Source organism: Mycolicibacterium obuense (genome assembly GCF_055397605.1).
This window is the reverse complement of the sequence record NZ_AP043663.1, coordinates 4,308,128-4,334,103: the sequence shown is the minus strand read 5'-3', so window position 1 is coordinate 4,334,103 and position 25,976 is coordinate 4,308,128. Positions and strand designations below refer to the sequence as shown.

Below are 25,976 nucleotides of genomic sequence, written 5' to 3'. Positions count from 1 at the left end.
CGTCTCCTCAAAGATGAGAAATTTTCCAATAATTCACCGTCAACGGGCTGAGGAGAGCATGAAGCTGATCATCCGGGTGTTGGTAGCACTGAGCATGAGCGTTGCGGCGCTGCTCGTCAGCACCGGCACATCGCACGCAGGGCTGGACAACGAACTGAGTCTCGTGGACGGTAAGGGCCGCACCCTGACCATCCAGCAGTGGGACACCTTCCTCAATGGTGTGTTCCCCCTTGACCGCAACCGGCTGACCCGCGAGTGGTTCCACTCGGGCAAGGCGGTCTACTCGGTCGTGGGTGACGGGGCCAAGGACTTCGCGGGCACGTTGGAGCTGGGTTATCAGATCGGCTTCCCGTGGTCGCTGGGTGTGGGCATCAACTTCAGCTACACCACGCCGAACATCGCGCTCGACGCGCAGGACGTCATCGGTACCTCTCAGGGAGCCATCGATCTGTTCCCGCCGATCTCGACGCCGCCGCTGCTGCCCGGTGTCTCGATCTCTGCGGATCTGGGTAACGGCCCGGGCATCCAGGAAGTCGCGACGTTCTCGGTCGACGTCTCCGGTGACCACGGCGCCGTCGCGGTGTCGAACGCCCACGGAACCGTCACGGGTGCGGCCGGCGGCGTGCTGCTGCGTCCCTACGCGCGGCTGATCTCCAAGGACGGCGACAGCGTCACCACCTACGGAGAACCCTGGAACATGAACTAAGTGGATTACCCACTTCGGCAAGGGAAAACTCAAGGTGAGGAAGATGATTCTCAACATTGCGCTACCTGCGCACGAAGCGCTCGACACTGGTAATCTGAGCGGACCTAGCTTCAACCAGTTCAAAGAGAAGGGACGGCCGGTGGCCGAGTACGGTACTTCCGTTTCCGCGCGGTTGGCGAAGCCGATCGCAATGGGGCTGAGCGGTCTGGCCGCTGCCGCCGCGCTCATGACAATCGGTGTGGGCACTGCCAGCGCCGACGACATGTCTGCTGATCCCTCGACGCCGGGTAACGGCCGCGAGGCCGACGGCGCAGTCCGCTCGCCCGACGTGGCCAACGGCTCGTCGGGCGTCATGGCGCAGGGCGAGGTCCGCACCTCCGGGTTCGGCGAGGCTCTGGCCTCGCAGGGCGGCGAGGTTCGCACCTCGACGCGTGGCGTCCCCGGCACGAAGGCATGGGTGTTCTCCGGTGCTGCCGGTGACATCAGCGCCTGCGTGTACGACGGCCCGTGGTGCGCGAACTGGATGGCGATCCCGTTCGACATCAACAACCCCTGATCGACTCTCACGCAAAAGGCCCCCGGCGAAAGCCGGGGGCCTTTTGTTGTGTATGCGGTCAGTCGCGGTCCGCGCTGGTGTGTGTCGCGGTATCCGGGCTGGGGCCGGTACCCGGACCGCTGACGTGCTTTCCTGCCGGACCGTTGGTCTCCTGCAGCAGGTTTCGGATCTCGGTGAGCAGGCTCAGCTCGGTGTCCTGCGCTTGCTCCACCTCGCCACGCTCGCGGAGCTTCTTGTACGGAAGCACGATGACGAAGTAGACGACGGCCGCCACCAGAAGGAAATTGATGAAGGCGGAGAGCACCGCATTGAAGTCGACATACTTGTCGGCGCCCAGCGGGATCTTCAAGATCCCGTACTCCCTGTCGCCACCGGCACCGATTCGGTCGATGAGCGGCTGAATCACACTGTCGGTGAAGGCCTTCACCAGAGCGGTGAACGCGGTGCCGATGACGACCGCCACCGACAGATCGATCACGTTGCCGCGTGCGAGAAACTCCTTGAACCCTTTGATCATGCTCATCCTCCCGATGGCAGAATGCGGACTGACAGGGCTCCACGTTAGTCGTTACTGCCACCGACCGAACACTTTCTGCCACCGGAATGATCGCCCTGAGCTGCGGGTTTAACAGGCATGAGCACAATCGGCATCGCCACCGCAACAGCCACCGCCCTCACCGCTCTGGCGCTGGGACTGGCGGCACCGGCACTCGCCGCGCCCACCGCGGCCAGCGCCGAGGACACCATCAGCGAACTGGAGGCCGCAGGCAACCGGGTCATCGTCACGCGCCAGTCACGAGTTCCGCTCGACGAGGCGGCGGTGGTCAACATGACCACCGGCCCAGACATCTGGAAGCGGTTGTGGGACGCCAACTTCGAAGATCAGCATCTGACCAGGACGGGCAGCGTCATCTATCTGACCGTGAAGTGATCAGTGCAGCGTCACGGTGACGGCCTGCATCAAGGCCGCACCCGCCACCGTCTTGGCTGATGAAGACGGAAGGGCAACCAGGACAACACGATTGCCGTTCTGCGAGGTGATTCCGCCACTCTTGTTCGACACCAGAACCACGACCGCATCGGTCGCGATGATTCGAGCCTCCGTGTCGCTGCCGCCCGACGCCGGGGCGGCCACCACGTCGACGACGTCGCCGGCACGCAGCAGATCGAGGAGTGCGGCATCAGCCAGAGGCAGAGCGACGAGGCGAGCGTCGGGGCCGGCCGTCGATTCGGCCAGCCGTGGCCCGAGGAGCCGGATGTCGGTCAGCGCCTCACCGCGGCGGGCAGGGCCGGCCAGCGTGCTCCCCGCGACGTCGTCGACATGGGTTTGCGCCCCGTCCGGAACGGTTGCGGCGCTGCGTTGTTCGAGGCGCACGTCCTGCGCGCTCAATGCGGTGCCGGGGGAGAGGTCTCGGGCGGCGACGACGACGTCGATGCGGTCGTCACGAGGATCGTCGCGCCACGCCGCGGCAGCGGCGAGCAGCACCAGGGCGCCCGCCAGAACGCGACGAGCGGTCACAGTGCGCGACCAGTCGGGGCGCACTGCGCGAGACAGCCGGTGCAGTGCGGTGGGATCGAGCGAGCCGGGCATGCGGCCACGCTAAGACGTCAGGCGAGCCCCGTCAGCGGCGTGTTCGCGCCCTGTGGACAACGGGGGGATCAGCTGGACGCGGCAGCTGCCGGCGCCGAGGACGAGCTCGAGGACTTCGACGAGCTGTCCGTCGAACTCGACGAGCTGCTCGATGACGAGCTCGACGAGGAGCTGTCCGAGGACGCGGACGAGCTGGACTCGGAGCTGCTGCTCTTCGCGCTGGAACCGGTCGAGCTCTTGCCGGACTCACGGCTGTCGGTGCGGTAGAAGCCGCTGCCCTTGAAGACCACGCCGACCTTGCCGAACACCTTGCGCAAGCGACCGTTGCACTGCGGGCACTCGGTCAGCGAATCGTCGGTGAACGCCTGCACCACGTCGAACTTGTTGTCGCACTCGGTGCACGCATAAGAATAGGTGGGCACAGCTTCCTCCCAGGTCGTCACACTTGTTAGCACTCTACCGACTCAAGTGCTAGAACCGCCAGCGGGTGGTTGTCATTCCCGCCGCAGGTCGAGGACGCCGAGACCGGGCGTCGCGGCGTGAGTCATCCGAACGTCGTGCGGGTCGTTCGGCAGCTCGTCGACCAGTTCGTCGTCACGCACGACCGCCACCAGCGGCGCCGTCGCGGCCGCCCACTGCAGCGTCCGATCGTAGAAGCCGGCGCCTCGGCCCAGCCGCGTCCCGCGACGGTCCACGGCCAACGCAGGCACCAGCACCGCGCTCGCCTCGCCCACCGCTTCCGCCGGCAGATGCGGCGGCGCCGGCTCGCGAAGTCCGAGCGCCGCCCGGACCAGTGTGCCCGCACGGTAGGCGCCCCACTGCAGAGGTTGCGGCACGCCGTCGTCGTCCTGGCGCGACACGGGCAAAAGCACCCGCACACCGCGGTCGGTCCATGCATCGAGCAGCTGCACCGAGCCGGGCTCCGTGCCGACCGGGACATAGGCGCAGACCGTCGAGCCGGGCGTCACCCACGCGAGCAGATGACCGGTCAGGGCGGCGGCCTCGGTGGCGCGCTGGTGCGGTGTCGAGGCTGCACGCGCAGCAAGGATTGCGGCGCGTACCTGTGCTTTCGTCAGGGGCACTGAGTAGCCTTCCGCGTCCCGGGTATGGGGAGAACTACCGACCCCGAGAGGTTAGTGTGTGAACGATGAATCGGCCTGAAGTTCCCATACCGCGCACCGCGGTCGTCCCCGCCGCGGGGCTGGGAACCCGTTTCCTGCCTGCCACCAAGACGGTGCCCAAAGAGTTGCTTCCCGTCGTCGACACACCCGGTATCGAGTTGGTGGCCGCCGAGGCCGCCGAAGCCGGCGCCGAACGACTCATCATCATCACGTCCGAGGGCAAGGACGGGGTGGTCGCGCACTTCGTCGAGGATCTGGTGCTCGAGGGCACGCTCGAGGCGCGCGGAAAGAACGCGATGCTGGAAAAGGTGCGACGGGCGCCGGCGCTGATCAAGGTCGAGTCGGTGGTGCAGGCCGAGCCGAAGGGCCTCGGGCATGCGATCGGATGTGTCGAGGACAGCCTCTCGCCCGACGAGGACGCGATCGCGGTGCTGCTCCCCGACGACCTGGTGCTGCCGACGGGCGTGCTCGAGACGATGTCGAAGGTGCGCGCGAAGCGCGGCGGGTCGGTACTGTGTGCCATCGAGGTCGATCGCGAGGACATCAGTGCCTACGGCGTGTTCGACGTCGAGACCGTCCCCGACGCCGCCAACCCGAACGTGCTGCGGGTCAAGGGCATGGTGGAGAAGCCCAAGGTCGAGGACGCGCCGTCGCCGTACGCGGCGGCCGGCCGCTACGTGCTCGACCGCGCGGTCTTCGACGCGCTGAGGCGCATTCCGAAGGGCGCAGGCGGTGAACTCCAGCTGACCGACGCCATCGCGTTGATGATCGAGGAGGGCCATCCGGTGCACGTCGTGGTCCACCGCGGATCTCGACACGACCTGGGAAATCCCGGGGGCTACCTCAAGGCTGCGGTTGACTTTGCGTTGGAGCGAGACGACTACGGGCCCGAATTACGGCGGTGGTTGGTCGAGCGGCTGGGGCTCGGGCAGGATTCGGCCGAGCACTAGCGCCACCGATCACGCGCATCTTCTGCGGAGCGCGTAGGCGCTCAACAGAAGAAAGGCATCCTGTGCGTTCGGTGGAGGAGCAGCAGGCCCGGGTGGCCGCGGCCGCGGTGGCGCCGCGGCCGGTGCGGGTGGCGATTGCCGAGGCGCAGGGTTTGATGTGCGCCGAAGAGGTGGTCACCGAGCGGCCGCTGCCGGGGTTCGACCAGGCGGCCATCGACGGGTACGCCGTGCGCAGCGTCGACGTCCTGGGAATCGGCGGTGGCCCGGATGGCGGTGACGGTGACGAGCGCGAGAACCGCGACCTCAGCCTTCCGGTGATGGGCCTGATCGAGGCGGGCTCGCGGACGCCGAGCCGGTTGCAGCCGCGGCAGGCCGCGCGTGTCCAGACCGGCGCGCCGATGCCGACGCTGGCCGACGCGGTGCTTCCGCTGCGGTGGACCGACGGCGGTGAATCCCGGGTGCGGGTGTTGCGTGGCGTGCGCTCGGGGGCGTACGTCCGCCGGACCGGCGATGACGTTCAACCCGGGGACGTGGCCGTGCGGGCCGGGGCGATCATCGGCCCGGCGCAGGTCGGCCTTCTGGCCGCGGTGGGCCGCGAGCGGGTGCTCGTGCACCCTCGGCCGCGGTTGTCGGTGATGTGCGTGGGCGGTGAGCTCGTCGACATCTCGCGAACTCCCGGCAACGGCCAGGTCTATGACGTCAACTCCTACGCGTTGGCCGCGGCCGCCCGGGACGCCGGCGCGGAGGTGAACCGCGTCGGCATCGTGCCCACCGATCCCGCCCAACTGCGTGAGGTCGTCGAGGGGCAGCTGAGCCGGGCCGAAGCGGTGGTGATCGCGGGGGCGGTCGGTGGCGCGGCCGCCGAGAGTGTGCGGTCGGTGCTCGCCCAGCTGGGTGACATGGAGGTGACCCGCATCGCGATGCACCCCGGTTCGGTGCAGGGCTTCGGTCAGCTCGGACCCGATGGCGTACCGGTGTTCCTGCTGCCCGCCAATCCGGTCAGCGCGCTGGTGGTCTTCGAGGTGATGGTGCGGCCACTTCTGCGTCTGTCGCTGGGCAAGCGGCAGCCGATGCGGCGCGTCGTGCAGGCGCGCGCGTTGTCGCCGATCACCTCGGTGGTCGGCCGCAAGGGATACCTGCGGGGACAGTTGATGCGCGACCAGGACACCGGTGAGTACCTGGTGCAGGCGCTCGGCGGTGCCCCGGGCTCCTCGTCTCATCTGCTGGCCACGCTGGCAGAAGCAAACTGCCTGGTGGTCGTGCCCAGTGACGCCGAGCAGATTCGCACCGGTGAGATCGTCGACGTCGCGTTCCTGGCTCAGCGCGGCTGAGACCCGAATCCACCTTCTGTGATGAATCTCCTCGGCGCCCGTTCGCAGCACCCGGGGTGGCCGCAGCCCGTGGGCCCGCTGCGGGTCGCCGCGGGGGAAGTGCGGCTGCGGCCCGTGCGTCTACGCGACGCCGCGCAGTGGAGCAGGATCCGGTTGGCCGACCGCGCTCATCTGGAGCCGTGGGAACCCTCGACGGATATGGATTGGCAACTGCGCCACGCAGTTTCGTCGTGGCCCGCGGTGTGCTCGGGATTGCGGGCCGAAGCTCGCAAAGGGCGGATGCTGCCGTACGTCATCGAACTCGACGGAAAGTTCGCCGGCCAGTTGACCATCGGGAACGTCACCCACGGCGCGCTGCGATCGGCGTGGATCGGGTACTGGGTGGCGCGGGAATTCGTCGGGGGAGGGGTCGCGACCGGAGCGTTGGCGCTGGGTCTGGACCACTGCTTCGGGCCGGTGATGCTGCACCGTGTGGAGGCAACGGTGCGGCCGGAGAACGGGGCGAGCCGGGCGGTTCTGGCAAAGGCCGGTTTCCGGGAGGAAGGCCTGCTGCGGCGCTATCTGGACGTCGACGGCGCGTGGCGGGACCACTTGCTGGTGGCGCTGACGATCGAAGAGGTCAACGGCTCGGTGACCTCTGCACTGGTGCGTGCGGGGCGGGCGTCGTGGGCGTGATCGCTCCTTTGCCCGGCCGGCTGTGGCTGATGTGACACGTGTGACGTTTGGTGCTTGTACTCAGCGAATTACAGGTGTGTAATTGTCCCGGCGCGCCGCTCACGGATGCGCTGGTCGAACAGACCTAGCCTGATGGGGAAAGGAGCAGGCGCCATGCCAAGCATCCCCCAATCTCTCCTCTGGATCTCCCTTGTCGTGCTCTGGCTGTTCGTGCTGGTGCCGATGCTGATCAGCAAGCGCGACGCCGTGCGACGCACCAGTGACGTGGCGTTGGCCACCCGGGTGCTCAACAGCGGCGCCGGCGCGCGATTGCGCCGTCGCGGCGGGCCGGCTGCCGGGCATCGCAGCGATCCGCACTGGCAGCCCGCCGACGACGACGAGGCGCAGGCCGACGACGCGCCGGGCCGTTCGGTGGTCATGGTGGCCGACGACACGCGCGACGCCGACGAGCCCGACTACCTCGACGTCGACGTCGTCGAAGAATCCGGTGCGCTGCCCATCGCGGAAGCGGAGCAGACGGCCGACGAGCCTGTCGTCCGAGCCCACAGCGAAGACGCAGAAGACCTCGAGGATCTCGAGGATGCCGAAGAGCTGTCCGCGGCCGATGACGACGAACCGCAGGCGGAGCTGCCGGACGATGAGGTCCGTGCCGACGACGAGTACGAGTACGTCGACGACTCCTCAGGTCTCGAGCCGCCGGCCGATCCCGGACTGCGCGGCGCCGACTCGCTCAGTGAGGCGCGGCGCCGCCGGCGTGAAACTGACACCGCTGCGGCAGTCAGTGCCCGCAAATACCGTTTCCGGGCGCGCACGCTGGCGGTGATGGCGGTCTTGATCCTCACCAGTGCGGTGGCAGCGTTCACGTGGTCGGCGTCGATGTGGTGGGCCTGCGGCACCATCGCAGCGATCACGCTGCTGTACCTGGCGTACCTGCGGCGTCAGACCCGCATCGAGGAGCAGCTGCGGCGCCGCCGAGCGCAGCGCATGGCGCGGTCGCGCCTCGGGGTCGAGAACACCAGCGATCAGGAGTTCGACGTCGTCCCTTCGCGGCTGCGCCGACCCGGCGCCGCCGTCCTCGAGATCGACGACGAGGACCCTGAGTTCGAGCACCTCGAGTACGTCGCCTTCGCCCGCCACTACGACCTGCCGCGGGCGGCGGGGCAGTAGTCCAGGCGATTTCTGCCGGTGACCGGCGACTGGTAGCCTGCTACCGGTATCAGGGGCTATGGCGCAGTTGGTAGCGCGACTCGTTCGCATCGAGTAGGTCAGGGGTTCGATTCCCCTTAGCTCCACCAGATTACAGCTGGTCAGAGGCCTGAGGCGAGACCAAATGAAAATGACGTCAACACGGCGGTCACCAAATCGGGTCTACAGCTTGTCAGCGATACCCCTGCGCACCAGTTCACAGGTCGCCCTCAGTTCTGAGGATCGATCTCGTCATACTCTCCCTGCTCATGGCGACATTCACGAAGTGGGGAGACACCTTCACCCGGTGGTATGACGGCGCAGGGAAGGGCAGACGCCGAGGCTTCTGGCTCGGCTTCATCACGATGGTGGTGATCGGTGGCGCCCTGATCGGACCGACGCATGACTGGCTCTTCGGGTCGAGCGCGAACAACGTCAGGGTGTGCTGTGACCCGCAGGGCACGGAGATCACCGTCGCCCGAGACGATCCGCGAGTCGATCTCAACGACTTCGACGCCACGAGGTACCGGATCTGCAACCCGGCCACCTAGCTCACAGACAGGCCGTCTGCGTTCTACCTTCAGGTCATGGGGAAACGGGGGGACCGCTCCGCGAGCTGGTTTGTCGCGCTGCCGAAGGGTCGAAAGTTCATTCTGTCGGAGATCATGGCCTCAACGACGATCCTGTCGCCCGTGCTGCTGATGGCACCGACAGTTTCCTGGGGCAGCCATCCGACGGAGGGCCGGTTCGAGTTCCTGTGCGAGGACAACCGCAACGGTGACCACCAGGTCAGCGTCGAGCTGCCCAGCGACCCCGACCAGATCAACGAGATGAACGCCAACCCCGAGCAGTTCGTGGCCCTCTTCCGGTCGGTCTGCCCGAGCTACTGACAGCAGAAAGCCCCTGCCCGAGAGCGGGGCCTGAGCGAACAGCGTTGTGCAGTAGTTCTCGCAGAAGAATTTCGATTCCCCTTAGCTCCACACATTTCATTCACGTCGTCGGTGGCCGCCCGCCGGCTCGTCATCCCGTGTAGTCCAGGCTGGTCATCATGCCGGCTGCCTGGTGGTAGGTGTTGTGGCAGTGCAACATCCAGATTCCGGGGTTGTCCGCGACCAGTGCGACGCCGACGTTCTGTCTCGGCTGGACGATCACGGTGTCCTTGCGGGCGCCTGGGCTCCCGTCGGCCCTGATGACTTGGAACGTGTGGCCGTGCAGATGCATGGGGTGCCACATCATGGTCGCGTTGGCGAAGGTCAGGGTGGCCGTCTCTCCCTGTCTGATCCCGAGGGGTTGGTGGCTGTCGTAGGGCTGTCCGTTGATGGCCCAGTCGTAGCGCATCATGCCGCCGGAGAGTCGGGCCTGGAGGTTCACGTCGGAATGCCCCGACCAGAGGTTCGCCTCGGGGGACGCGGTGAACATGCTGACGGTGCCCACCCGTCCGGTCAGCTCCGTCGGTGTGAACGCAGGATCGGGCGGGCTGCCCGCCCCGGTGGTCAGGAGCGCCCGCGCGAGTGCGTCCTTACCCTCCGCTGCTGCGACCAGCGCGAACACACCATCTCCTGCGGTGACGACGACGTCGTAGCGTTCGCCCATGCCGATGAGCACTGCGTCGACGTCGGCGGGTACGACGGGGTAGCCGTCGGTGTGCGTGACGGTCATCGCGTGGCCGGCCAGGGCGACGCGGAACGCGGTATCGGATGCGGCGTTGACGAGGCGAATCCGTATGCGCTGCCCGGGCTTTGCGGAGAAGCTGGTCGGCGCCGCCGGAACACGCCCGTTGATCAGGTAGGCCGGGTACCGCACGTCGCCGGCGTCCCCGCCGAGCAAGCGCGAATCCATCCCGCCCATGCTCGGCATGTGGCCCATGCCTCGGCTGCGAAGACCGTCGAGGATCTGCTGCGGGTCGGGCCCGACACCGTCGGTCCAATCATCGAGTACGACAATCCATTCCGCGTCGTAGTCGCCGGGTTCGCGGGGGTCGTCGATGATGACCGGCAGATAGAGGCCGTAGTCGGCGTCGAGGCCGGTGTGGGGATGCGCCCAGTAGGTGCCCGGGCGCGGCGCGGAGAACCGGTAGGTGAACGACTGTCCGGCGCTGATGTCGGGCGTCGCAGGGGCCGCGCCGTCCATGTCGTTGCGCAGCGTGATGCCGTGCCAGTGCACCGACGTCGGGTGATCGAGGCGGTTGTGCACCGTCACCGCGATGTCGTCGCCGACGTCTGCTCGGATCAGCGGGCCGGGCACGCTGTCGCCGTAGACGAGGGTGCGGACATTCACACCGCCGAGGTCGACGGGTGAGCGCTGCGCAGTCAGCGTCGTCGACACGGCGCGGCCTGAATGCGGGCGCTGCGCTTCGGTGCGCTCGATCGCTGCAGTCAGGTCGAATCGGGCTGTGCTGGGCGACGAGGGGGAGCGGCCACAGGCCGTGAGCGTCGCGGCCGCGGCGACGGTGCCCGAGAGGAACGCGCGTCGACTGCAAGCCATGGGAGCAGATCTACGCTCGCCGGTGTGTCCCGGCTAGGGTCCGAGGTCCCCGTCGGATGCCGAGGTTCAGTCGGCGTCAGAGCCCAGAGATGCGATGGCCGACTCCAGTTTTCGTGCCGCCTCGTCGGCGACCTCGCGAAGCTCGGGGTTCTCGGAAACCTGCACCATGACCTTCGGGTCCATCGCGTCGACGATCACCGCGCCCTGCTGTGACGGATCGGTGCGCACGACGACGTTGCAGGGGAGGAGCAGCCCGATCTGGCGTTCCGCTTCGACGGCTCGGTGTGCGAGAGGGGGATTGCAGGCACCGAGGATCAGATAGTCCTCCATGTCCTCGCCGAGTTTCGCCTTCAGGGTGGCCTTCATGTCGATCTCGGTGAGCACGCCGAAGCCCTGCTCTGCGAGCGCGTGACGGGTGCGCTCGACCGCGTCCGCGAAGGTCGTGTGCACGGTGGTCGACAGCGCGTAGCTCATGTCTGCTCCTTGGTTGGGCACGTCGTCGGGCTCCTCCATGATACTACTGGGGGTATTCACGGTTGTGCGACGAAGAGCAGCCTCTCTACTATCTGCGTATGCATGCAGATAAAGGCGGATGCACTCGGCGGCTGCCGGACGACCAGGTCGACCTGGTCGTCGAGGTCTTCCGCATGCTCGCCGATCCCACGCGGGTGCAGGTGCTGTGGGCGCTGGGCAGCCGTGAGATGTCGGTCAGCGACCTCGCCGGTCACATCGGGAAGCCCGCCCCTTCGGTGTCCCAGCACTTGGCGAAACTGCGCATGGCGCGTTTGGTCCGTACCCGACGCGAGGGCACCACGATCTACTACAGCCTCGACAACGAGCACGTGCGGCAGTTGGTCACCGACGCCGTCTTCAACGCCGAACACGCCGGACCCGGTGTTCCCGGCCACCACCGCGACGACTCCGAGCTCGCGGTTCTGCACTCCGACACGAACGAAGGGCAGCGGGCATGACTCACGAGGCTCACCATCACGACCACGACTCAGATCACGGCCACCACCATGGCCACGACCACGGCACCACGGTCGGCGGTGCGTTGCGGGAGATCTTCGCCCCGCACAGCCACGACGCCGGCGACAGTATCGACAGCGCGCTGGAATCGAGCGCCGCCGGAATCCGCGCGGTAAAGGTCAGCCTGCTCGTCCTCGGCGCCACAGCACTCGCCCAGATCGGGATCGTCGCCATCTCCGGGTCGGTGGCGCTGCTCGCTGACACCATCCACAACTTTTCCGACGCCCTCACCGCGATTCCGCTGTGGATCGCGTTCGCCCTGGGCACCAGGGCGGCGACGCGGCGCTACACCTACGGATTCGGCCGCGCCGAGGATCTCGCCGGCCTGTTCGTCGTCGCGATGATCGCGCTGTCCGCAGTCATCGCGGGCATCGAGTCCGTGCGCCGCCTGATCAACCCGGTGCCCATCGAGCATGTGGGCTGGGTCGCCGTCGCGGGCCTGGTCGGCTTCCTCGGCAACGAGTGGGTCGCCCTGTACCGGATCCGCGTCGGCAGGAAGATCGGCTCAGCGGCTCTGGTCGCCGACGGATTGCATGCTCGCACTGACGGTTTCACGTCGCTGGCGGTGTTGTTCGGCGCAGCCGGCAGTACATTGGGCTTTCCTCTCGCCGACCCCCTGGTCGGGCTCGTGATCACCGTCGCCATCCTCGCCGTGCTGCGCACGGCGATTCGCGACATCTTCCGTCGTCTGATGGACGGGGTGGATCCGCGGTTCGTCGATTCCGCCGAGGCGGCGCTGGCGGCCGAACCGGGCGTCACCTCCGTCCGCAGCGTGAAGATGCGGTGGATCGGGCATCGCCTGCACGCCGACGCCGAACTCGACATCGACCCGAACGTCAGTCTCGCCGATGCGCATCGCATCGCACACGACGCTGAACACTCCCTGACGCATGCGGTGCCGAAACTGTCCTCGGCGCTGGTGCATGCCTATCCCGCGACGTAAGTCACTGGAACGCCGCCGGATTCAGCTCTTACGGAACGGGTTCCATCTCTTTGCTGCCGAAGGTGCGGCGTCATGACCGCCACACCACTGGCCGGCGGGCACGCTACGGCGCACCGCGTCGACATGGTTCCCACAGCCTGACCATGTCGTCTTTCCGCACGTGCGGCACTGAACTGCTCGGCACACGATGTGTCCTTTCTTTCACGGGGTTCGACCGGTCACACCGTGCGGACCGGGCGCGTATGAACTCTCAGGGGCCACCAGAACCAGCGGCCCAGCATGGCGGCGATCGACGGGGTCATCAGTGATCGCACGATGAGGGTGTCGAAGAGCAAGCCGATGCCGATCGTGGTGCCCGCCTGCCCGATCGAGATCAGATCGCTGGCCGCCATCGACATCATCGTGAACGCGAACACCAAACCTGCCGCGGTCACCACGGCGCCGGTCTCGCCCATCGACCGGATGATCCCCGTGCGCAATCCGGCGCCGATCTCCTCTTGGAACCTGGAGACGAGCAGCAGGTTGTAATCGGAGCCGACCGCCAGCAGGATGATCAGGCCGAAGACCGGTGCAATCCAGTTCAATTCGAGCCCGAACAGATACTGCCACACCAGAATCGACAGACCGAACGCAGCGCCGAGAGAGAGTAGCACCGTGCCGACAATCACCAGCGAGGCCACCAGCGCCCTGGTGATCAGCACCATCACGACGAAGATGAGTGTCAGTGCGGCGATGCCCACGATCAGGAGGTCGTACTGCGACCCCGACTGGATGTCCCGGTATATCGCGGCAGTGCCGGTCAGGGAGAAGGTCGCGTCCGTCAAATTGGTGCCCTTGACGGCCTGATGGGCCGCCTCGAGTGTGGGTGTCACCGAGGCGATTCCAGCGGGTGTGGCCGGATCTTTCTCGTGGGTGATGATGAAGCGGGCCGCCTTGCCGTCCGGTGAGAGGAACAGCGCCAATCCGCGTTGGAAATCGGGATTGGTGAACGCTTCCGGCGGTAGATAGAAGTAGTCGCCGCTTCTCGAGGTGTCGAACGCCTGGCCCATCGCACTCGCCGTGTCGGTCATCTCGGACATCTGCGTGATCAGCCCCGCGAAGCTGCTGTGCATCGTGAGCAGCGTGTTGCGCAGGGATTCGGCGATCGCGATGACGGGCGGGAACTGCGCCAGCATGTCGGGAATGACTGCGTCGGCGTCCCGGATATCGCCCACCAATGCCGTCATGCTGTCGCTGAACGTGTTCACCCCGTCCATCGCGTCGAAGACGGATCTGATCGCCGAGCACGCGGGGATGTTGAAACAGTGCGGCTCCCAGTAGAAATAGTTGCGCAGGGGGCGCACCACATCGTCGAAGTCGGCCAGGTGATCGCGCACCTCGTCGATCGCCGTCTTGATCTCCGCGGTGTCGTCGACCATGCGGTGTGTGACCTCGCCCATGCGCGCCAGTGAGGCCTGCAACCGCTGCATCGCGGCGATCATGTCGCCGAGATCGTCGCTCATCGTGAGCATGTCGGCCGTGCGGTCCTTCATGAACTGCAGGTTCTGCTGAATCGGAATCGACGAGGCGCTGATCTGAAACGGAATCGACGTGTGTTGGATCGGGCCACCAAGTGGTCGTGTGATGCTCTGGACCATGGCGATACCGGGGGTGCGAAAGATCTCCTTGGCAATCTTGTCGAGCACGATCATGTCGGCGCTGTTGCGCATGTCGTGATCGGTCTGCACCATCAAGATGTCGGGATTCATTGTCGCGGCGGTGAAATGGCGCTCCGCAGCCGCATATCCGACGTTCGAGGGGAGATCCTGCGAGATGTAGTAGCGGTCGTTGAAGTTGACCTTCATGGTCGGGACGAAGGCGATGCCGACGAGCGCGACGGCAAGTGTCGCGGCGAACACTGCACCCGGCCACCGGACGGTGGCGGTGCCGATCCGCCGCCACCTCCTCACATTCACCGGGCGGGTGGGGTCCAGCAATCCGAAGCGGCTGGCGATGACGACCACGGCGGGCGCGGCGGTGAGTGCTCCGGCGACCACCACGACGAGCCCGAGGGCCGAGGGGATGCCGAGTGCCTTGAAGTACGACAACCGTGCGAAATGCAGGCACAGGGTTGCGCCGGCAATGGTCAGTCCCGAACCGAGGATGATGTGGTATGTGCCGCGAAACATGCTGTAGTAGGCGGCTTCTCGATCAAGGCCTGCTCGTCGAGCCTCCTGATAGCGGCCGATCAGGAAGATCGCATAGTCCGTTCCTGCCGCGATGGCGAGCGAGGACAACATCGCGACGACGAATGTCGAGAATCCGAGCATGCCGTTGTCGCCGAGCAGCGCGACGAGGCCCCTGGCGGTACCCATCTCGAGCCCGACCATCACGAGGACGAGCAGCATCGTCGACACGGACCGGTAGGTGATCAGCAGCATGACCATGATGACGACGCCGGTGACGCCCATCATGATGAGCATGCTCTTGTCGGCGGCCTCGTTCATGTCGGCGGTCAACGCGGCCGGTCCCGTCAGGTACACCCGAAGCCCGGCGGGTGGCGAAGAGTGGTCGAGGATGTCGCGCACCGACTCGATCGACGCGATGCCCTGGGTACTGCCTTGGTCGCCCGCCAGGTTGATCTGTACGTAGGCGGCCTTGCCGTCCCGGCTCTGCACGCCGGCCGCCGTCAGCGGATCGCCCCAGACATCGTGGACGTGCTGCACGTGTTCGATGTCGGCGCGCAGGGCACGCACCAAGCGGTCGTAGTACTGGCGCGCCGCCGTGCCGAGTTCGCCCTCTCCTTCGAGCACGATCATCGCGATGCTGTCCGAATCGGATTCGTGGAACGTCGCTCCGATGTCCCTGGCGGCGATCATGGCCGGTGCATCCTGCGGTGACATGGTGACCGCATGGTTGCGCGCGACAGTCTCGATCTGCGGAACCGCCACGTTGAGGACGACGGTCAACGCGAGCCAGGCCAGCACGATCGGCACGGCGAACCGGCGGATGAACCGCATGGGTGCCGGTCTCGACTCGACGTCGCCGCTCATCCGGCTTTCACCAGACACGAGATCTGCGCATCGCGGCCGGAGGCCGAGCGGTCGTCCTCGACCTGACCGTTGATCGTGATGCGGCAGCCGACGCTGTTGCTGTCACCCTGGGCGACGAGGCTGGCCATCACGGCCGGTGCTGTGGTCGACACCGTCAGTGACCAGGGCAGAGAGGTGAACTCGACCTGCCGGGGCTGGGCGTTCTCGTCGAGGTAGTTGAGGCTGCCGGTCGTACCGCTGGGGCCGTAGACCTCGTACGTGACGCGCTTGACGTACGTGGCCGGGAGAGGCTCGGCGCTACGTCCGGACGCGGAGAAGACGGCCTCGGAGCCGAATGCGTCGCGCAGGTTGATCACCGCGACGGTGCCCGCGGCGACGGCTGCCGCGGCGACGAGGAAGACCCAGGTTCGCGCGATCGCTCTCATGCACGCTGCCTTTCCTTGCCAGGTCGACCGTTCACCTTTTTTACCATACCCCGTAGGGTATTTGACAGTCCGTCGGTGGTGAGGTCCAGAGGCTGCCGCACAGCGGGGATCGCGACCTTCAGCCGCTGCTGTCCCGGCGGACGTAACCTTGAAGTCTGCGATTGCGATGCAAGGGCAGACCCGTATTCGGCCGGCACAAGGAAAAGACGCGATGAGACCACGCTTGGTGATTCTCGCGACCGTGATGATGGCGCTGTGCGGCGTCACTCCCGCGATCGCCCATGCCGACGTCGACGACGGCGCCGGTTCCGGGGCCCATGTCGCCGTGCTCGCCGGTGCGCTCGACAGGCCTGAGCGGACCATGCAGCAGCTGCACGGCTCGCTGTGTGCGCCCCCGAATATCTGCGAGCCGATCAACTACATGAACGTCGGCCTCGCGGGCCCGGCCATCGGTCAGGCCAGCCTCGACGACGGCGTGGCCAAGCTCGACGGATGGATCAGGAACACCCCGGGGCCCAAGATCGTGTTCGGGCACTCGCTGGGCTCCAACGTCATCAACCGGTGGCTGCGCCAGTTCTCGTTCGACCCGACCGCGCCGCCGCCCAGCGAACTGCGGTTCGTCACCACCGGTTCCCCCGAACGCGCGGGCACCGGGTTCGTCTACACCGATCCCGAGGGCAAGAACCGCTGGCGCGCACCTCAGGGGTTCGGCATCCCGCCGAACACCCCCTACAAGGTCGTGGACATCTGCCGCAAATGGGACGGCTTCTGCTACTACATCCCCGGCGATGAACGCTCCATCGACGGCCAGATGAGCAAGCGGCACACCGACTACTCGGACATCAACATCGACGACCCGGCGAATCAGGTCACTGTCAACGGCAACGTCACCGAGGTGCTGGTGCCCACGCCCGGCTTGGGCTGATCGCTAGAACGGGCTGCTGTTCTGCTGCCAGTCGGCTGATTCGGGCCGTGCGCCGAAGCGGCGGGCGTAGTCCTCGTGCATCTGCGCCTGCTTCTTGCGCTTGATGACGTCGACGAGATTCGGGTCGAGCCCGTGCACGGCGAGGCGGTGCCGCCGCCACGGCTTGTTCAACGCGAGCGCCATCAGCACGGCCCACACGTAGATGGGCGCCGTCATCTCCAGGTGCATGTAGAGGTTCACCGGGATCAGCCAGAACGGGGCCAGGACGAAGATCGGCGGGATCGAGTAGCGGATCATGTGCCGGCGGACCGCACCCTCGCCGGCGAGATCCTCGGCGACCCAGCGCTGCATGGACTTCGGCAGTCGCCGCCCGTAGATGTAGGTGAAGTACTGCCATTTACTCGGCTTGTCGCTGGACATGTCGGCTCCTCGGGTGGGGTTCATTCGTACAGGGCGCCGGCGGCCAGGGCGGCGGTGTTGACGCGGGTGAGGGCGCTGCGGAGTTGTTCGAGCTCGGGCAGATCGACGCCGAGCCGGGCCACGACTGCCGCCGGTATCGCGAGTGCCCGTTCGCGCAGAGCGATGCCGTCGGACGTCAACTCGACATCGGTGGCGCGCTCGTCGGTCGCGCTGCGGGTGCGGGTGATCAGTCCGAGTGCCTCGAGGCGTTTGAGCATGGGAGACAATGTGGCGGAATCCATCTGCAATGCGGTGGCGATCTGCTTGACCGACATCGGCGCAGGGTCGTCCCCGGCTGATTTTCGGTGATCCCAGAGGGCGAGCATCACCAGGTACTTGGGGTGGGTCAGGCCCAGCGGCTCCAGGAGTGGCCGGTACACCGCCAGTACGGCGCGGTTGGTGACCGCCAGCGCGAAGCACACCTGCTGCTCGAGGGCGAGCGGGTCGATGTCAGCGGCGGCGGTCACGACAATCATGGTGCCCTAATAGTTAGTGCCCTAGCAATATGTCCACCGTCACACGTGACACCTTGCCGGGTGCCGACAGCCGCCCGTAGCCTCGAAGAATGTCCGGGGTGACTGCCGTGGAAGCCGACGATCTCGTCGCCCTCGATGTCTTCGCCGGCGTGTCGGTGCCCACCCTGGTGCCGCTGGCTCGACAGTTGCGCCCCTTGTCGGCAACCCCGGGTCAGGTGCTCATGCAGCAGGGTGAACTCGCAGTGAGCTTCCTGCTGATCGGCTCGGGACACGCCGAGGTGAGTCACACCGGCACCGACGGCCACGACACCGTCGTCGACGTGAGCCCTGGGCTGATCGTCGGCGAGATCGCGCTGCTGCGCGACGCTCCGCGCACCGCCACCGTGGTCGCCACCGAACCGCTGACCGGCTGGGTGGGCGGCCGCGAGGCGTTCGCCACCATGCTCGAGATCCCCGGCATGATGGACAAGCTGGTCCGCACGGCTCGTCAGCGCCTGGCTGCATTCATCACCCCGATCCCGGTCATGATGCGCGACGGAAGCGTGTTCTATCTGCGCCCGGTGCTGCCCGGCGACAGTGCGCGCGTCACCCAGGGGCCGGTCGAGTTCTCCAGCGAAACCCTCTACCGCCGCTTCCAGTCCGTCCGCTCACCCACCAAATCGCTGATGAGGTATTTGTTCGAGGTCGACTACCTCGACCATTTCGTGTTCGTGTTGACCGACGGCCTCGACGGTCCGGTGGTGGCCGACGCCAGATTCGTGCGCGACGAGCGCCATCCCGAGGAGGCGGAGATCGCCTTCATCGTTGGAGACGATTACCAGGGCCGGGGTATCGGGACGTTCTTGATGCGAGCCATCTCGGTGGCGGCGCACGACGACGGTGTGCGCCGGTTCACCGCGCGCGTGCTGTCCGACAACATGCCCATGCGGGCGATCCTGGACCGCGCCGGCGCCGTCTGGCACCGCGACGACCTGGGCGTCGTCGTCACCGACATCGACGTGCCGAAACCGTCCGACCTGCCCTTCGACGCCGAACTCGTCCAGCAGATCCGCGGTGTCGCGCGCCAGGTGATCAGGGCCGTCGGATGACATCTGCCGCTCGAAAGCCTGCGCTCAACAAGGACACTCGCGTGTGCATCTCGCTGGCCGGGCGCCCGAGCAACATCGGCACCCGGTTCCACAACCATCTCTACGAGGTGCTCGGGCTCGATTTCCTCTACAAGGCGTTCACCACCACCGACATCGTCGCCGCCATCGGTGGTGTGCGGGCGCTCGGCATCCGTGGATGCTCGGTGTCGATGCCGTTCAAGGCGGACGTGCTCGAGCTCGTCGACGAGGTCGAGCCGTCGGCGCAGACGCTGCAATCGGTCAACACGATCGTCAACGATGACGGCAGGCTGACCGCATCGAACACCGATTACCTTGCCGTACAACAACTCATCGCTGACAACGGCCTGACCCCGCGACAGTCGGTGCTGATCCGGGGCAGCGGCGGGATGGCCAGCGCGGTCGGGGCGGCCTTCGCCGACGGCGGCTTCCGGGCCGGCACGATCCTGGCGCGCAATGCCGACGCCGGGCGGGCGCTGGCGGATCGGTTGGGCTACTCCTACCACTCCGAACGCGGCGCACCGCAGACCGCCGACATCGTCGTCAACGTCACTCCGATAGGAATGGCGGGCGGTGCCGAAGAACACGACCTGGCCTTCGACGAGCAGGCAATCCGCAACGCGCACACTGTTTTCGATGTCGTCGCGCTGCCGTCCGAGACGCCGCTGATCGCTGCCGCGCGCCAGGCGGGGGTCGGCGTGATCACCGGCGCGCAGGTGATCGCGCTGCAAGCCGCCGAGCAGTTCGAGCGCTACACCGGGGTTCGTCCCACGCCGGAGCAGATCGCCGAGGCATCGGCGATCTCCCGGGCCTGACGTCGGTCAGGGCGTGATCTTGGCCTGGTCGTCGATCGCCGCCGTCGCGTCCATCAACGCGTTCGCCTCGTCCGGGGTGCCCTCGGCGTTGATCTGCAACACGTACAGGCCCTCTTGCCCGGGGATCACCACGGTCTTCTGGGCGACCATCCGCTGCGCGCCGTCCTTGGTGTACGTCCCACCGATGACCGTGGCGTCGAAGCCACTGAGCTTGTTGGGCTGACCCGCTCCGGGACCGTCGAACCCGGGCAGGGTGCGCAGCTCACCCGGCGCTACCTCGAGGACCTTGGCCGGGTCCACATTGCCCGTCAGCTTGATCACCTTGGTGACGACCGTCGCCGGGTCGGCGACAGGCGGGTCGGAGGTGAACACCGACGCCGAATACGAGCCCTCGGGGGCGTTGCTGCCCATGTCCTCCCACCCTTCGAGGGTCGGCAGCTCGATCGTCGGAGAGCCGGCATCGCCCGGCATCACCGGGGTCTCGACGATGTTGTTGTCGCGTACGTAGTCGGCGAGCGTGACGATCGGCGCGGGCGGTGCCGACGAGGTGGGCGGTGCGGCCTGCGCCGATGACGCCGCCGATGACGATGTCGCCGACGAGGATGCGCTGGACGCACTACCCGAGGTGTCCGAAGAGCAGCCCGAGAGGCCGATGCCGAGAGTGAGGGCGGCCAGTGCGATGAGCCCGGCCCGCGCAGAGGTGGTCATGTCGTCTCCTGTCCGCCGATGGCAGCGCGAGCATAACCGGCCGGACCGACGATCCAGCCGATTGTCGTCCCACGACATCGCGACGATGAGGTGTCGATCGACCCTCGAGGCGTTGCGGCGTGGTATCAACAGCGCGTGCGGTTGGCCTCCGGCATGGTTGCTGTGGCGTTGGCGGCGGGCCTGACCGCCTGCTCGTCAGCCCCGGCACCGGTGGCCGGCACCCCGTCCGCCGCGAACGCTGCGGCGCCCATCAACCCGGCCCGGGTCGAGCGCAGCCGCGCGGCGCTGCCCGACGGCTACGAGATCACCGCCTATCAGGGTCCACCGGCGCCGGTGGCGCTGTGGGGCATGCGTGTCCCCGCCGTCACGGAGCCGCCGCAGTGCGCCGCCCTCGCGGCGCCGGCCGCCGACCCGTCGAGCGCTCGCGGCTGGTCGGGTTCCGGGCCGGGTGGCATCGCGTACGCCGTCGTCGCAGGCTTACCTGCCGGCTCCCCGGTGTTGCCGCACGACTGCGGCAGCTGGACCGTGTCGGCCGGCCCGACGACAGCCACCGTCGTCGGCGTGCCCGCGCCCCTCATCGACGGCGCCGACGTCGTCGGAATGCGAACCGACGCCGTCACCGTCGTCGAAGGCGGAACCGAAACCCGGCTACACGCAGAAACATTCATCGCCGGACTGGGCGATTACCTGTGTCTGGTGTCGCTGGTCACCGACCCCGGATCGCCACACCCCGCGTTGGCGCCGGACTTCGCCGCGCACCTGCTCACCGAAACCGTGGCGGCACTGCGCGGCTGAGCCCCTGGCGGGCGGGTACATTGACGGCGATGTCGTACTCGAAGTCGATGGCGCTGTTGCTGTGCGCAGGGCTGCTGGCCTCGTGTGGAGGCAAGTCCGACGACTACTCCCGCGCCGACATCGCCCGCGTGAAGGACCTCAGGAGCGAGTTCCCGGCGCCGTTCACCGTGAAGGATGCCGGACCCGCCGCCATCGACCCGCGCCTGCTGGCCGGCCAAAAGCTGCCTGCGGGGCTGACTTTCGATCCCGCGGAGTGCGGCAAGGTCACCCAGCAGCAGACCGTTCCGGCCGACGTCAAGGGGAACATGGCGGCGCTCACCGCCGAGGGGGACGGTGTCCGCTACGTCGTGATAGCCGTCGAGACCTCCGAGCCTGTTCCCGTGCCCACGCCCAGCGACCAGTGCCACAAGGTCACCGTCGCGGGCGCGGGCATCCGCGGACTCGTCGAAGTGGTCGACGCACCCGACGTCGACGGCGTCCAGACGGTCGGCACCCACCGGGTGTTGCAGACCGTCACCGCGCAGGGGCCGCGCACCGGAGAGCTCTACAACTACGTCGCGCATTTCGGCACGTTCATCGTGATCGTCACCGCCAATCCGCTCGTGCAAGCCGATCGGCCCGTAGCCCGCATCGACACCGGACGTGCCCGCGACCTCGTCACCAAGGCCGTCGAGCTCGTCAAGGGCTGACGGGTCTACCGCACGTCGTGTGGCCGGAACTGGATGCTGATCCGGGGGCCGGTCGGCCGAGTGGTCTTGGGGATCGCGTGCTCCCACGTGCGCTGGCAGGAGCCGCCCATCACCAGCAGGTCGCCGTGCCCGTGACGGATGCGCAGCGACGCTCCGCCGCCGCGCGGACGCAACGCGAACACCCGCGTCGCACCGAGTCCGACGATGGCGACCATGGTGTCGTCGGTGCGGCTGCGGCCGATGTTGTCGCCGTGCCACGCGACGCTGTCGTTGCCGTCGCGGTACAGGCAGAGTCCGGCGGTGACGAACGGTTCGCCCAATTCGCCGGCGTAGGCGTCGTTGAGGCGTCGCCGGAGTTGCTTGAGGCGGGGATGGGGTGCCGGCTCGTCCAGCAGGTGGTGGAAGCTGACCAGCCGCGGTACGTCGAGCACGCGGTCGTACATCTGACGACGCTCGGAACGCCACGGGATCGCCTCGCGCAGCTCACGGAAGAGCGCTGCGTCGTCAGCGCCGTCCTGCGCGAGCCAGCCGGAGCGCACTTCCAGCCACGCCCCGTTGCCCAGCTCGCGCCGGTCGGCCTGGTCGAACAGAGAGCTCTGCACCGCCTGCTCCATGGCAGCCACCCTATCGCACAGGCGTTCGATCGTGTCTACAGGCGCGCGGCGCCTGGACCCTGGGCGGCCAGCATGTCGTCGGGGTTGGCCAGCGTGCACGTCTTCAGCGACAGGCAGCCGCACCCGATGCAGCCGGCGAGGTTGTCGCGGAGGCGCTCGAGGTGCACGATGCGCTGGTCCAGGTCATCGCGCCAGCCCGCCGACAGCCGCGCCCAGTCCTTGCTCGTCGGCGTCCGGTCGGTCGGCAGGGTGGCCAGCGCCTCGCGGATGCGCGCCAGCGGAATGCCGAGCCGTTGCGACATCCGGATGAACGCCACCCGGCGCAGGGTCTCCCTCGCATAGCGGCGCTGATTGCCGCTCGTACGACGGCACGAGATCAGGCCCTCGCGTTCGTAGAAGTGCAGCGCCGAGACCGCCACGCCGCTGCGCACCGACATCTCACCCGGTGTGAGCTCCTGCGCTCTGGTCATAGGTAAACCCTAGTTGAGGTCGCTTTCCCGCTACGGTGCTAGTTGTGACAGAGCCAGTGCTCGGGTGCAACTCGGAGGTCGGCACGCTGCGGACGGTGATCCTGCACCGGCCCGGCGCGGAGCTGAAACGGCTGACGCCGCGCAACAACGACACCCTGCTGTTCGACGGGCTGCCCTGGGTCGGCCGAGCGCAGGAAGAACACGATGCGTTCGCTGAATTGCTCCGTTCGCGCGGCGTCGAGGTGCTCCTACTGGGCGATCTGCTGAGCCAGGCGCTCGCCCACAGCGGCGCGGCTCGGATGCACGGCATCTCGGCGGCAGTCGACGCACGACGGCTGGGAGCGCCTCTGGCTCAAGAACTCTCGATGTACCTACGGACACTGGACGCCGCGGCGCTGGCCCACGTGCTGATGGCCGGCATGACGTTCGACGAGCTGCCGTTCGGGGAGAACGAGCTGTCCCTGGTGCGCCGCATGCACCACGGCGGGGATTTCGTCATCGACCCGCTGCCCAACCTGTTGTTCACCCGCGATTCGTCGTTCTGGATCGGGCCGCGGGTGGCCATCACGTCGCTGTCGATGCACGCGCGGGTGCGGGAGACGTCGCTGACCGATCTGATCTACGCCCACCACCCGCGTTTTCTCGGGGTGCGTCGGGCCTACGAGTCCCGTTCGGCCCCCGTCGAAGGTGGCGACGTGCTGTTGCTCGGGCCCGGCGTCGTCGCCGTCGGGGTGGGGGAGCGCACCACGCCGGCGGGTGCAGAAGCGTTGGCGCGCAGCCTGTTCGATGACGGGCTGGCCCATACGGTGCTCGCGGTGCCGATCGCGCAGGAGCGGGCGCAGATGCATCTGGACACCGTGTGCACGATGGTCGACACCGACGCGGTGGTGATGTATCCGAACATCGTCGACTCGCTGACCGCGTTCCCGATCCGCCAGTCCGCAAACGGGGTGCGTATCGACCGCGCCGCACCGTTCGTCGACGTCGCCGCCGACGCCATGGGTATCGGCAAGCTCCGCGTCATCGACACCGGCCTCGATCCGGTGACCGCCGAACGTGAGCAGTGGGATGACGGCAACAACACGCTGGCGTTGGCGCCCGGCGTGGTGGTCGCCTACGAGCGCAACACCGAAACCAATGCGCGGCTGAGGGATTCAGGTATCGAGGTGCTCGCCATCGCGGCGTCGGAACTCGGGACCGGCCGCGGCGGGCCCCGCTGCATGTCGTGTCCGGCGGCCCGCGACCCGCTCTGATCGCGAGAGTGCCTCAGCGGTAGCTCGACCCGCCTCAGCGCAACTGTCAGAGCACTTTCGCGAAGGCTAGCGCCAGGACGGTAGCCAGATCTGCATGTTCCACGTGCCCTGCGAGATCGGCAGCCCCGTCAGCACCGGGTAGAGCCAGGCGAAGTTCGTGATGACCAGCGCCACATAGCAACTCACCACGAGCAGTCCCAGGGTGCGTCGTTCGGCGTTCTGTCTCGGCGCGTGCAGGATGTCGCCGAGGATCATCGCGATCATCATGACGAGAAACGGCGCCATGGTCGCGGCGTAGAAGAAGTACATCTGGCGGTCGATGTCGGCGAACCACGGCAGGAAGCCCGCGCCGTAGCCGACCAGCAGCACGCCGTAGCGCCAGTCGCGCTTGACGAAGGCACGCCACAACACCCACACCAGCACGGGGACGGCGAGGAACCACATCGCCGGTGTGCCGACCAGCATCACGGCTTTCACACACGACTGGGCCCCGCAGCCGGGGATGTCCTGGTTGTCGATCGCATACAGCACCGGGCGCAGCGACATCGGCCACGTCCACGGCTTGGACTCCCAGGGGTGGTGGTTGCCGTCGGCGTTGGTCAGCCCGCTGTGAAACCGGAACGCCGCGTACGTGTAGTGCCAGAGGGAGCGGATCGCGTCCGGTAGCGGGAGCACGCTGTCGGGCCCGATCGAGCGCCCGACCTCGTAGCGGTTCACCCCGGTCTCGGACGCGAACCACATCGCATACGACGCCAGGTACACGCTGAAGGGGATGGCCACCAGCGCGTAGAGCGACGGTTCGACATCGCGGCGCAGAGTCCCGAGCCACGGCCGCTGCACCCGATACTGCTTGCGGGCCGCGACGTCGAACGCGACGCTCATGACTCCGAAGAACAGCACGAAGTACAGCCCCGACCACTTGGTCGCGCAGGCCAAGCCCAACAGCACACCCGCACCGAAGCGCCACCACCGCACGCCCAGCCGCGGACCCCAGCGCGTCTCGCTGACCCGGCCGGCCATCAGGGCGATGTGCATGCGTTCCCGCACCTGGTCGCGGTCGACGATCAGGCATCCGAACGCGGCGACGACGAAGAACACCAGGAAGACGTCCAGCAGCGCTGTGCGGGCGGTCACGAACGACACGCCGTCGGCGATCAGCAGCAGCCCGGCGATGCCGCCGACGAGCGTGGAGCGGCTGATCCGCCGGGTGATCCGCACGACCAGCAGCACCATGACGACGCCGCACAGCGCCCCGGTGAACCGCCAGCCCACCCCGGTGTAGCCGAACAGCGCTTCGCCCAGCGCGATCATCTGCTTGCCGACGGGCGGGTGCACCACAAGGCCGTAACCGGGGTTGTCCTCGACGCCGTGGTTGTGCAGCATCTGCCAGGCCTGGGGCGCGTAGTGCTTCTCGTCGAAGATCGGCGTGCCGGCGTCGGTGGGGGAGCCGAGGTTCAGAAAGCGTGTCACCGCGGCCAGCGCGGTGATCACCAGTGTCATCGCCCAGCCTCGGTACCTGTCCAGCGGCCCGAAATCGGCCACCGGGACCAACGGCCCGGGAGAGACCACGGGGACCGCACGGCGCGCGACAACGAGCTCGTCGGGCGGGGCGGTCACGCCTGCGATCGTAGGCTGTGG

Annotated in this window: 31 protein-coding genes and 1 tRNA gene; 18 read left to right on the top strand and 14 right to left on the bottom strand. The window is 67.3% G+C overall.

The window, feature by feature from the left end; genetic code table 11:
• Positions 1-58: 58 nt before the first annotated feature.
• Together ACZ50N_RS20745 and ACZ50N_RS20740 are read left to right on the top strand one after the other, a co-directional pair.
• Entirely contained in the window at positions 59-706 is a 648-nt protein-coding gene (locus tag ACZ50N_RS20745; RefSeq protein WP_048423724.1) for a porin MspA, read from the top strand.
• A 43-nt stretch (positions 707-749) separates the two neighbouring features.
• Positions 750-1,262: a hypothetical protein gene (locus tag ACZ50N_RS20740; protein WP_046361882.1), complete on the top strand. Its 513-nt coding sequence runs from the start codon at positions 750-752 to the stop codon at positions 1,260-1,262.
• Positions 1,263-1,320: 58 nt separating this feature from the next.
• On the opposite strand, the gene mscL is transcribed toward ACZ50N_RS20740, so the two are convergent.
• A complete protein-coding gene (mscL, locus tag ACZ50N_RS20735; RefSeq protein WP_046361905.1) occupies positions 1,321-1,779 on the bottom strand; it encodes a large-conductance mechanosensitive channel protein MscL in 459 nt (152 codons plus the stop codon).
• A 117-nt stretch (positions 1,780-1,896) separates the two neighbouring features.
• Between mscL and ACZ50N_RS20730 the strand changes: the two genes are divergently transcribed.
• Positions 1,897-2,193 (top strand): hypothetical protein, encoded by a 297-nt coding sequence (locus ACZ50N_RS20730; protein ID WP_464473657.1) that lies wholly within the window; start codon positions 1,897-1,899, stop codon positions 2,191-2,193.
• Here ACZ50N_RS20730 and ACZ50N_RS20725 read toward each other — a convergent pair whose 3' ends face one another.
• From ACZ50N_RS20725 to ACZ50N_RS20715, 3 genes are all read right to left on the bottom strand, one after another.
• On the bottom strand, positions 2,194-2,853 hold the full coding sequence (locus tag ACZ50N_RS20725; protein WP_046361880.1) for an SAF domain-containing protein: 660 nt from the start codon (positions 2,851-2,853) through the stop codon (positions 2,194-2,196).
• A 68-nt stretch (positions 2,854-2,921) separates the two neighbouring features.
• Positions 2,922-3,275, bottom strand: a complete 354-nt coding sequence (locus tag ACZ50N_RS20720; protein ID WP_073684515.1) for an FmdB family zinc ribbon protein — start codon at positions 3,273-3,275, stop codon at positions 2,922-2,924.
• 72 nt (positions 3,276-3,347) lie between these two features.
• A complete protein-coding gene (locus tag ACZ50N_RS20715; RefSeq protein WP_464473656.1) occupies positions 3,348-3,935 on the bottom strand; it encodes a 5-formyltetrahydrofolate cyclo-ligase in 588 nt (195 codons plus the stop codon).
• Positions 3,936-4,000: 65 nt separating this feature from the next.
• On the opposite strand from ACZ50N_RS20715, the gene ACZ50N_RS20710 reads away from it, so the two are divergent.
• The 7 genes from ACZ50N_RS20710 (at position 4,001) to ACZ50N_RS20680 (ending at position 9,005) form a co-directional block, all read left to right on the top strand.
• Positions 4,001-4,924, top strand: a complete 924-nt coding sequence (locus tag ACZ50N_RS20710) for a UTP--glucose-1-phosphate uridylyltransferase (RefSeq protein ID WP_046361877.1) — start codon at positions 4,001-4,003, stop codon at positions 4,922-4,924.
• 62 nt (positions 4,925-4,986) lie between these two features.
• Positions 4,987-6,255, top strand: coding sequence for a molybdotransferase-like divisome protein Glp (gene glp / locus ACZ50N_RS20705; protein WP_046361876.1), 1,269 nt, complete (start codon positions 4,987-4,989; stop codon positions 6,253-6,255).
• A gap of 21 nt (positions 6,256-6,276) precedes the next feature.
• Positions 6,277-6,930 carry a GNAT family N-acetyltransferase gene (locus ACZ50N_RS20700; protein WP_048423719.1) on the top strand — a complete coding sequence of 218 codons (654 nt, stop codon included), beginning with the start codon at positions 6,277-6,279 and terminating at the stop codon, positions 6,928-6,930.
• Positions 6,931-7,083: 153 nt separating this feature from the next.
• On the top strand, positions 7,084-8,097 hold the full coding sequence (gene sepX, locus ACZ50N_RS20695) for a divisome protein SepX/GlpR (RefSeq protein ID WP_073684513.1): 1,014 nt from the start codon (positions 7,084-7,086) through the stop codon (positions 8,095-8,097).
• Positions 8,098-8,149: 52 nt separating this feature from the next.
• Positions 8,150-8,225, top strand: a tRNA-Ala gene (locus ACZ50N_RS20690).
• 159 nt (positions 8,226-8,384) lie between these two features.
• Positions 8,385-8,666, top strand: coding sequence for a hypothetical protein (locus tag ACZ50N_RS20685; RefSeq protein WP_073684512.1), 282 nt, complete (start codon positions 8,385-8,387; stop codon positions 8,664-8,666).
• 36 nt (positions 8,667-8,702) lie between these two features.
• Positions 8,703-9,005, top strand: a complete 303-nt coding sequence (locus ACZ50N_RS20680; protein WP_073684511.1) for a hypothetical protein — start codon at positions 8,703-8,705, stop codon at positions 9,003-9,005.
• Between the two features lie 130 nt (positions 9,006-9,135).
• Here the strand turns inward: ACZ50N_RS20680 and ACZ50N_RS20675 are convergent, their stop codons facing one another.
• Positions 9,136-10,599 (bottom strand): multicopper oxidase family protein, encoded by a 1,464-nt coding sequence (locus ACZ50N_RS20675; RefSeq protein ID WP_464473655.1) that lies wholly within the window; start codon positions 10,597-10,599, stop codon positions 9,136-9,138.
• A 66-nt stretch (positions 10,600-10,665) separates the two neighbouring features.
• Positions 10,666-11,073 carry a DUF302 domain-containing protein gene (locus ACZ50N_RS20670; protein ID WP_464470103.1) on the bottom strand — a complete coding sequence of 136 codons (408 nt, stop codon included), beginning with the start codon at positions 11,071-11,073 and terminating at the stop codon, positions 10,666-10,668.
• A gap of 98 nt (positions 11,074-11,171) precedes the next feature.
• Here ACZ50N_RS20670 and ACZ50N_RS20665 point away from each other — a divergent pair, with 98 nt between their 5' ends.
• Both ACZ50N_RS20665 and ACZ50N_RS20660 read left to right on the top strand, forming a co-directional pair.
• Positions 11,172-11,570, top strand: a complete 399-nt coding sequence (locus ACZ50N_RS20665) for an ArsR/SmtB family transcription factor (protein ID WP_464470104.1) — start codon at positions 11,172-11,174, stop codon at positions 11,568-11,570.
• Positions 11,567-12,571 (top strand): cation diffusion facilitator family transporter, encoded by a 1,005-nt coding sequence (locus ACZ50N_RS20660; protein ID WP_464473654.1) that lies wholly within the window; start codon positions 11,567-11,569, stop codon positions 12,569-12,571. Before ACZ50N_RS20665 ends, ACZ50N_RS20660 begins: the two co-directional genes overlap by 4 nt.
• 218 nt (positions 12,572-12,789) lie before the next feature.
• On the opposite strand, the gene ACZ50N_RS20655 is transcribed toward ACZ50N_RS20660, so the two are convergent.
• Positions 12,790-15,570 carry an MMPL/RND family transporter gene (locus ACZ50N_RS20655; RefSeq protein WP_464475686.1) on the bottom strand — a complete coding sequence of 927 codons (2,781 nt, stop codon included), beginning with the start codon at positions 15,568-15,570 and terminating at the stop codon, positions 12,790-12,792.
• A gap of 29 nt (positions 15,571-15,599) precedes the next feature.
• On the bottom strand, positions 15,600-16,028 hold the full coding sequence (locus ACZ50N_RS20650; RefSeq protein WP_464470106.1) for an MmpS family transport accessory protein: 429 nt from the start codon (positions 16,026-16,028) through the stop codon (positions 15,600-15,602).
• A gap of 211 nt (positions 16,029-16,239) precedes the next feature.
• Between ACZ50N_RS20650 and ACZ50N_RS20645 the strand changes: the two genes are divergently transcribed.
• Positions 16,240-16,953 carry a PE-PPE domain-containing protein gene (locus ACZ50N_RS20645; protein WP_157863526.1) on the top strand — a complete coding sequence of 238 codons (714 nt, stop codon included), beginning with the start codon at positions 16,240-16,242 and terminating at the stop codon, positions 16,951-16,953.
• 3 nt (positions 16,954-16,956) lie between these two features.
• On the opposite strand, the gene ACZ50N_RS20640 is transcribed toward ACZ50N_RS20645, so the two are convergent.
• The gene (locus tag ACZ50N_RS20640) at positions 16,957-17,373 is read right to left on the bottom strand and encodes a DUF5313 domain-containing protein (protein ID WP_046361865.1); all 417 of its coding nucleotides are present in this window, start codon (positions 17,371-17,373) and stop codon (positions 16,957-16,959) included.
• Between the two features lie 20 nt (positions 17,374-17,393).
• Positions 17,394-17,879: a MarR family winged helix-turn-helix transcriptional regulator gene (locus ACZ50N_RS20635; RefSeq protein ID WP_435404527.1), complete on the bottom strand. Its 486-nt coding sequence runs from the start codon at positions 17,877-17,879 to the stop codon at positions 17,394-17,396.
• Positions 17,880-17,977: 98 nt separating this feature from the next.
• Between ACZ50N_RS20635 and ACZ50N_RS20630 the strand changes: the two genes are divergently transcribed.
• Both ACZ50N_RS20630 and ACZ50N_RS20625 read left to right on the top strand, forming a co-directional pair.
• A complete protein-coding gene (locus ACZ50N_RS20630; protein ID WP_046361863.1) occupies positions 17,978-18,976 on the top strand; it encodes an acetyltransferase Pat in 999 nt (332 codons plus the stop codon).
• Positions 18,973-19,809 carry a shikimate 5-dehydrogenase gene (locus ACZ50N_RS20625; protein ID WP_464473653.1) on the top strand — a complete coding sequence of 279 codons (837 nt, stop codon included), beginning with the start codon at positions 18,973-18,975 and terminating at the stop codon, positions 19,807-19,809. Before ACZ50N_RS20630 ends, ACZ50N_RS20625 begins: the two co-directional genes overlap by 4 nt.
• 6 nt (positions 19,810-19,815) lie before the next feature.
• On the opposite strand, the gene lpqN is transcribed toward ACZ50N_RS20625, so the two are convergent.
• Positions 19,816-20,517, bottom strand: coding sequence for an envelope biogenesis lipoprotein LpqN (gene lpqN / locus ACZ50N_RS20620; protein WP_048423708.1), 702 nt, complete (start codon positions 20,515-20,517; stop codon positions 19,816-19,818).
• 135 nt (positions 20,518-20,652) lie between these two features.
• Between lpqN and ACZ50N_RS20615 the strand changes: the two genes are divergently transcribed.
• Together ACZ50N_RS20615 and ACZ50N_RS20610 are read left to right on the top strand one after the other, a co-directional pair.
• Entirely contained in the window at positions 20,653-21,312 is a 660-nt protein-coding gene (locus tag ACZ50N_RS20615) for a DUF5642 family protein (protein ID WP_464473652.1), read from the top strand.
• Positions 21,313-21,341: 29 nt separating this feature from the next.
• Complete coding sequence (locus tag ACZ50N_RS20610) at positions 21,342-22,001, top strand: DUF5642 family protein (RefSeq protein WP_048423706.1); 660 nt, start codon at positions 21,342-21,344, stop codon at positions 21,999-22,001.
• A 5-nt stretch (positions 22,002-22,006) separates the two neighbouring features.
• On the opposite strand, the gene ACZ50N_RS20605 is transcribed toward ACZ50N_RS20610, so the two are convergent.
• Positions 22,007-22,615 (bottom strand): alpha-ketoglutarate-dependent dioxygenase AlkB, encoded by a 609-nt coding sequence (locus ACZ50N_RS20605; RefSeq protein ID WP_046361858.1) that lies wholly within the window; start codon positions 22,613-22,615, stop codon positions 22,007-22,009.
• A 35-nt stretch (positions 22,616-22,650) separates the two neighbouring features.
• A complete protein-coding gene (gene soxR / locus ACZ50N_RS20600; protein WP_046361857.1) occupies positions 22,651-23,085 on the bottom strand; it encodes a redox-sensitive transcriptional activator SoxR in 435 nt (144 codons plus the stop codon).
• A 44-nt stretch (positions 23,086-23,129) separates the two neighbouring features.
• On the opposite strand from soxR, the gene arcA reads away from it, so the two are divergent.
• Positions 23,130-24,338: an arginine deiminase gene (arcA, locus tag ACZ50N_RS20595; RefSeq protein WP_464473651.1), complete on the top strand. Its 1,209-nt coding sequence runs from the start codon at positions 23,130-23,132 to the stop codon at positions 24,336-24,338.
• 66 nt (positions 24,339-24,404) lie between these two features.
• On the opposite strand, the gene ACZ50N_RS20590 is transcribed toward arcA, so the two are convergent.
• Positions 24,405-25,955, bottom strand: a complete 1,551-nt coding sequence (locus ACZ50N_RS20590; RefSeq protein WP_464473650.1) for a dolichyl-phosphate-mannose--protein mannosyltransferase — start codon at positions 25,953-25,955, stop codon at positions 24,405-24,407.
• Between the last annotated feature and the right edge of the window lie 21 nt (positions 25,956-25,976).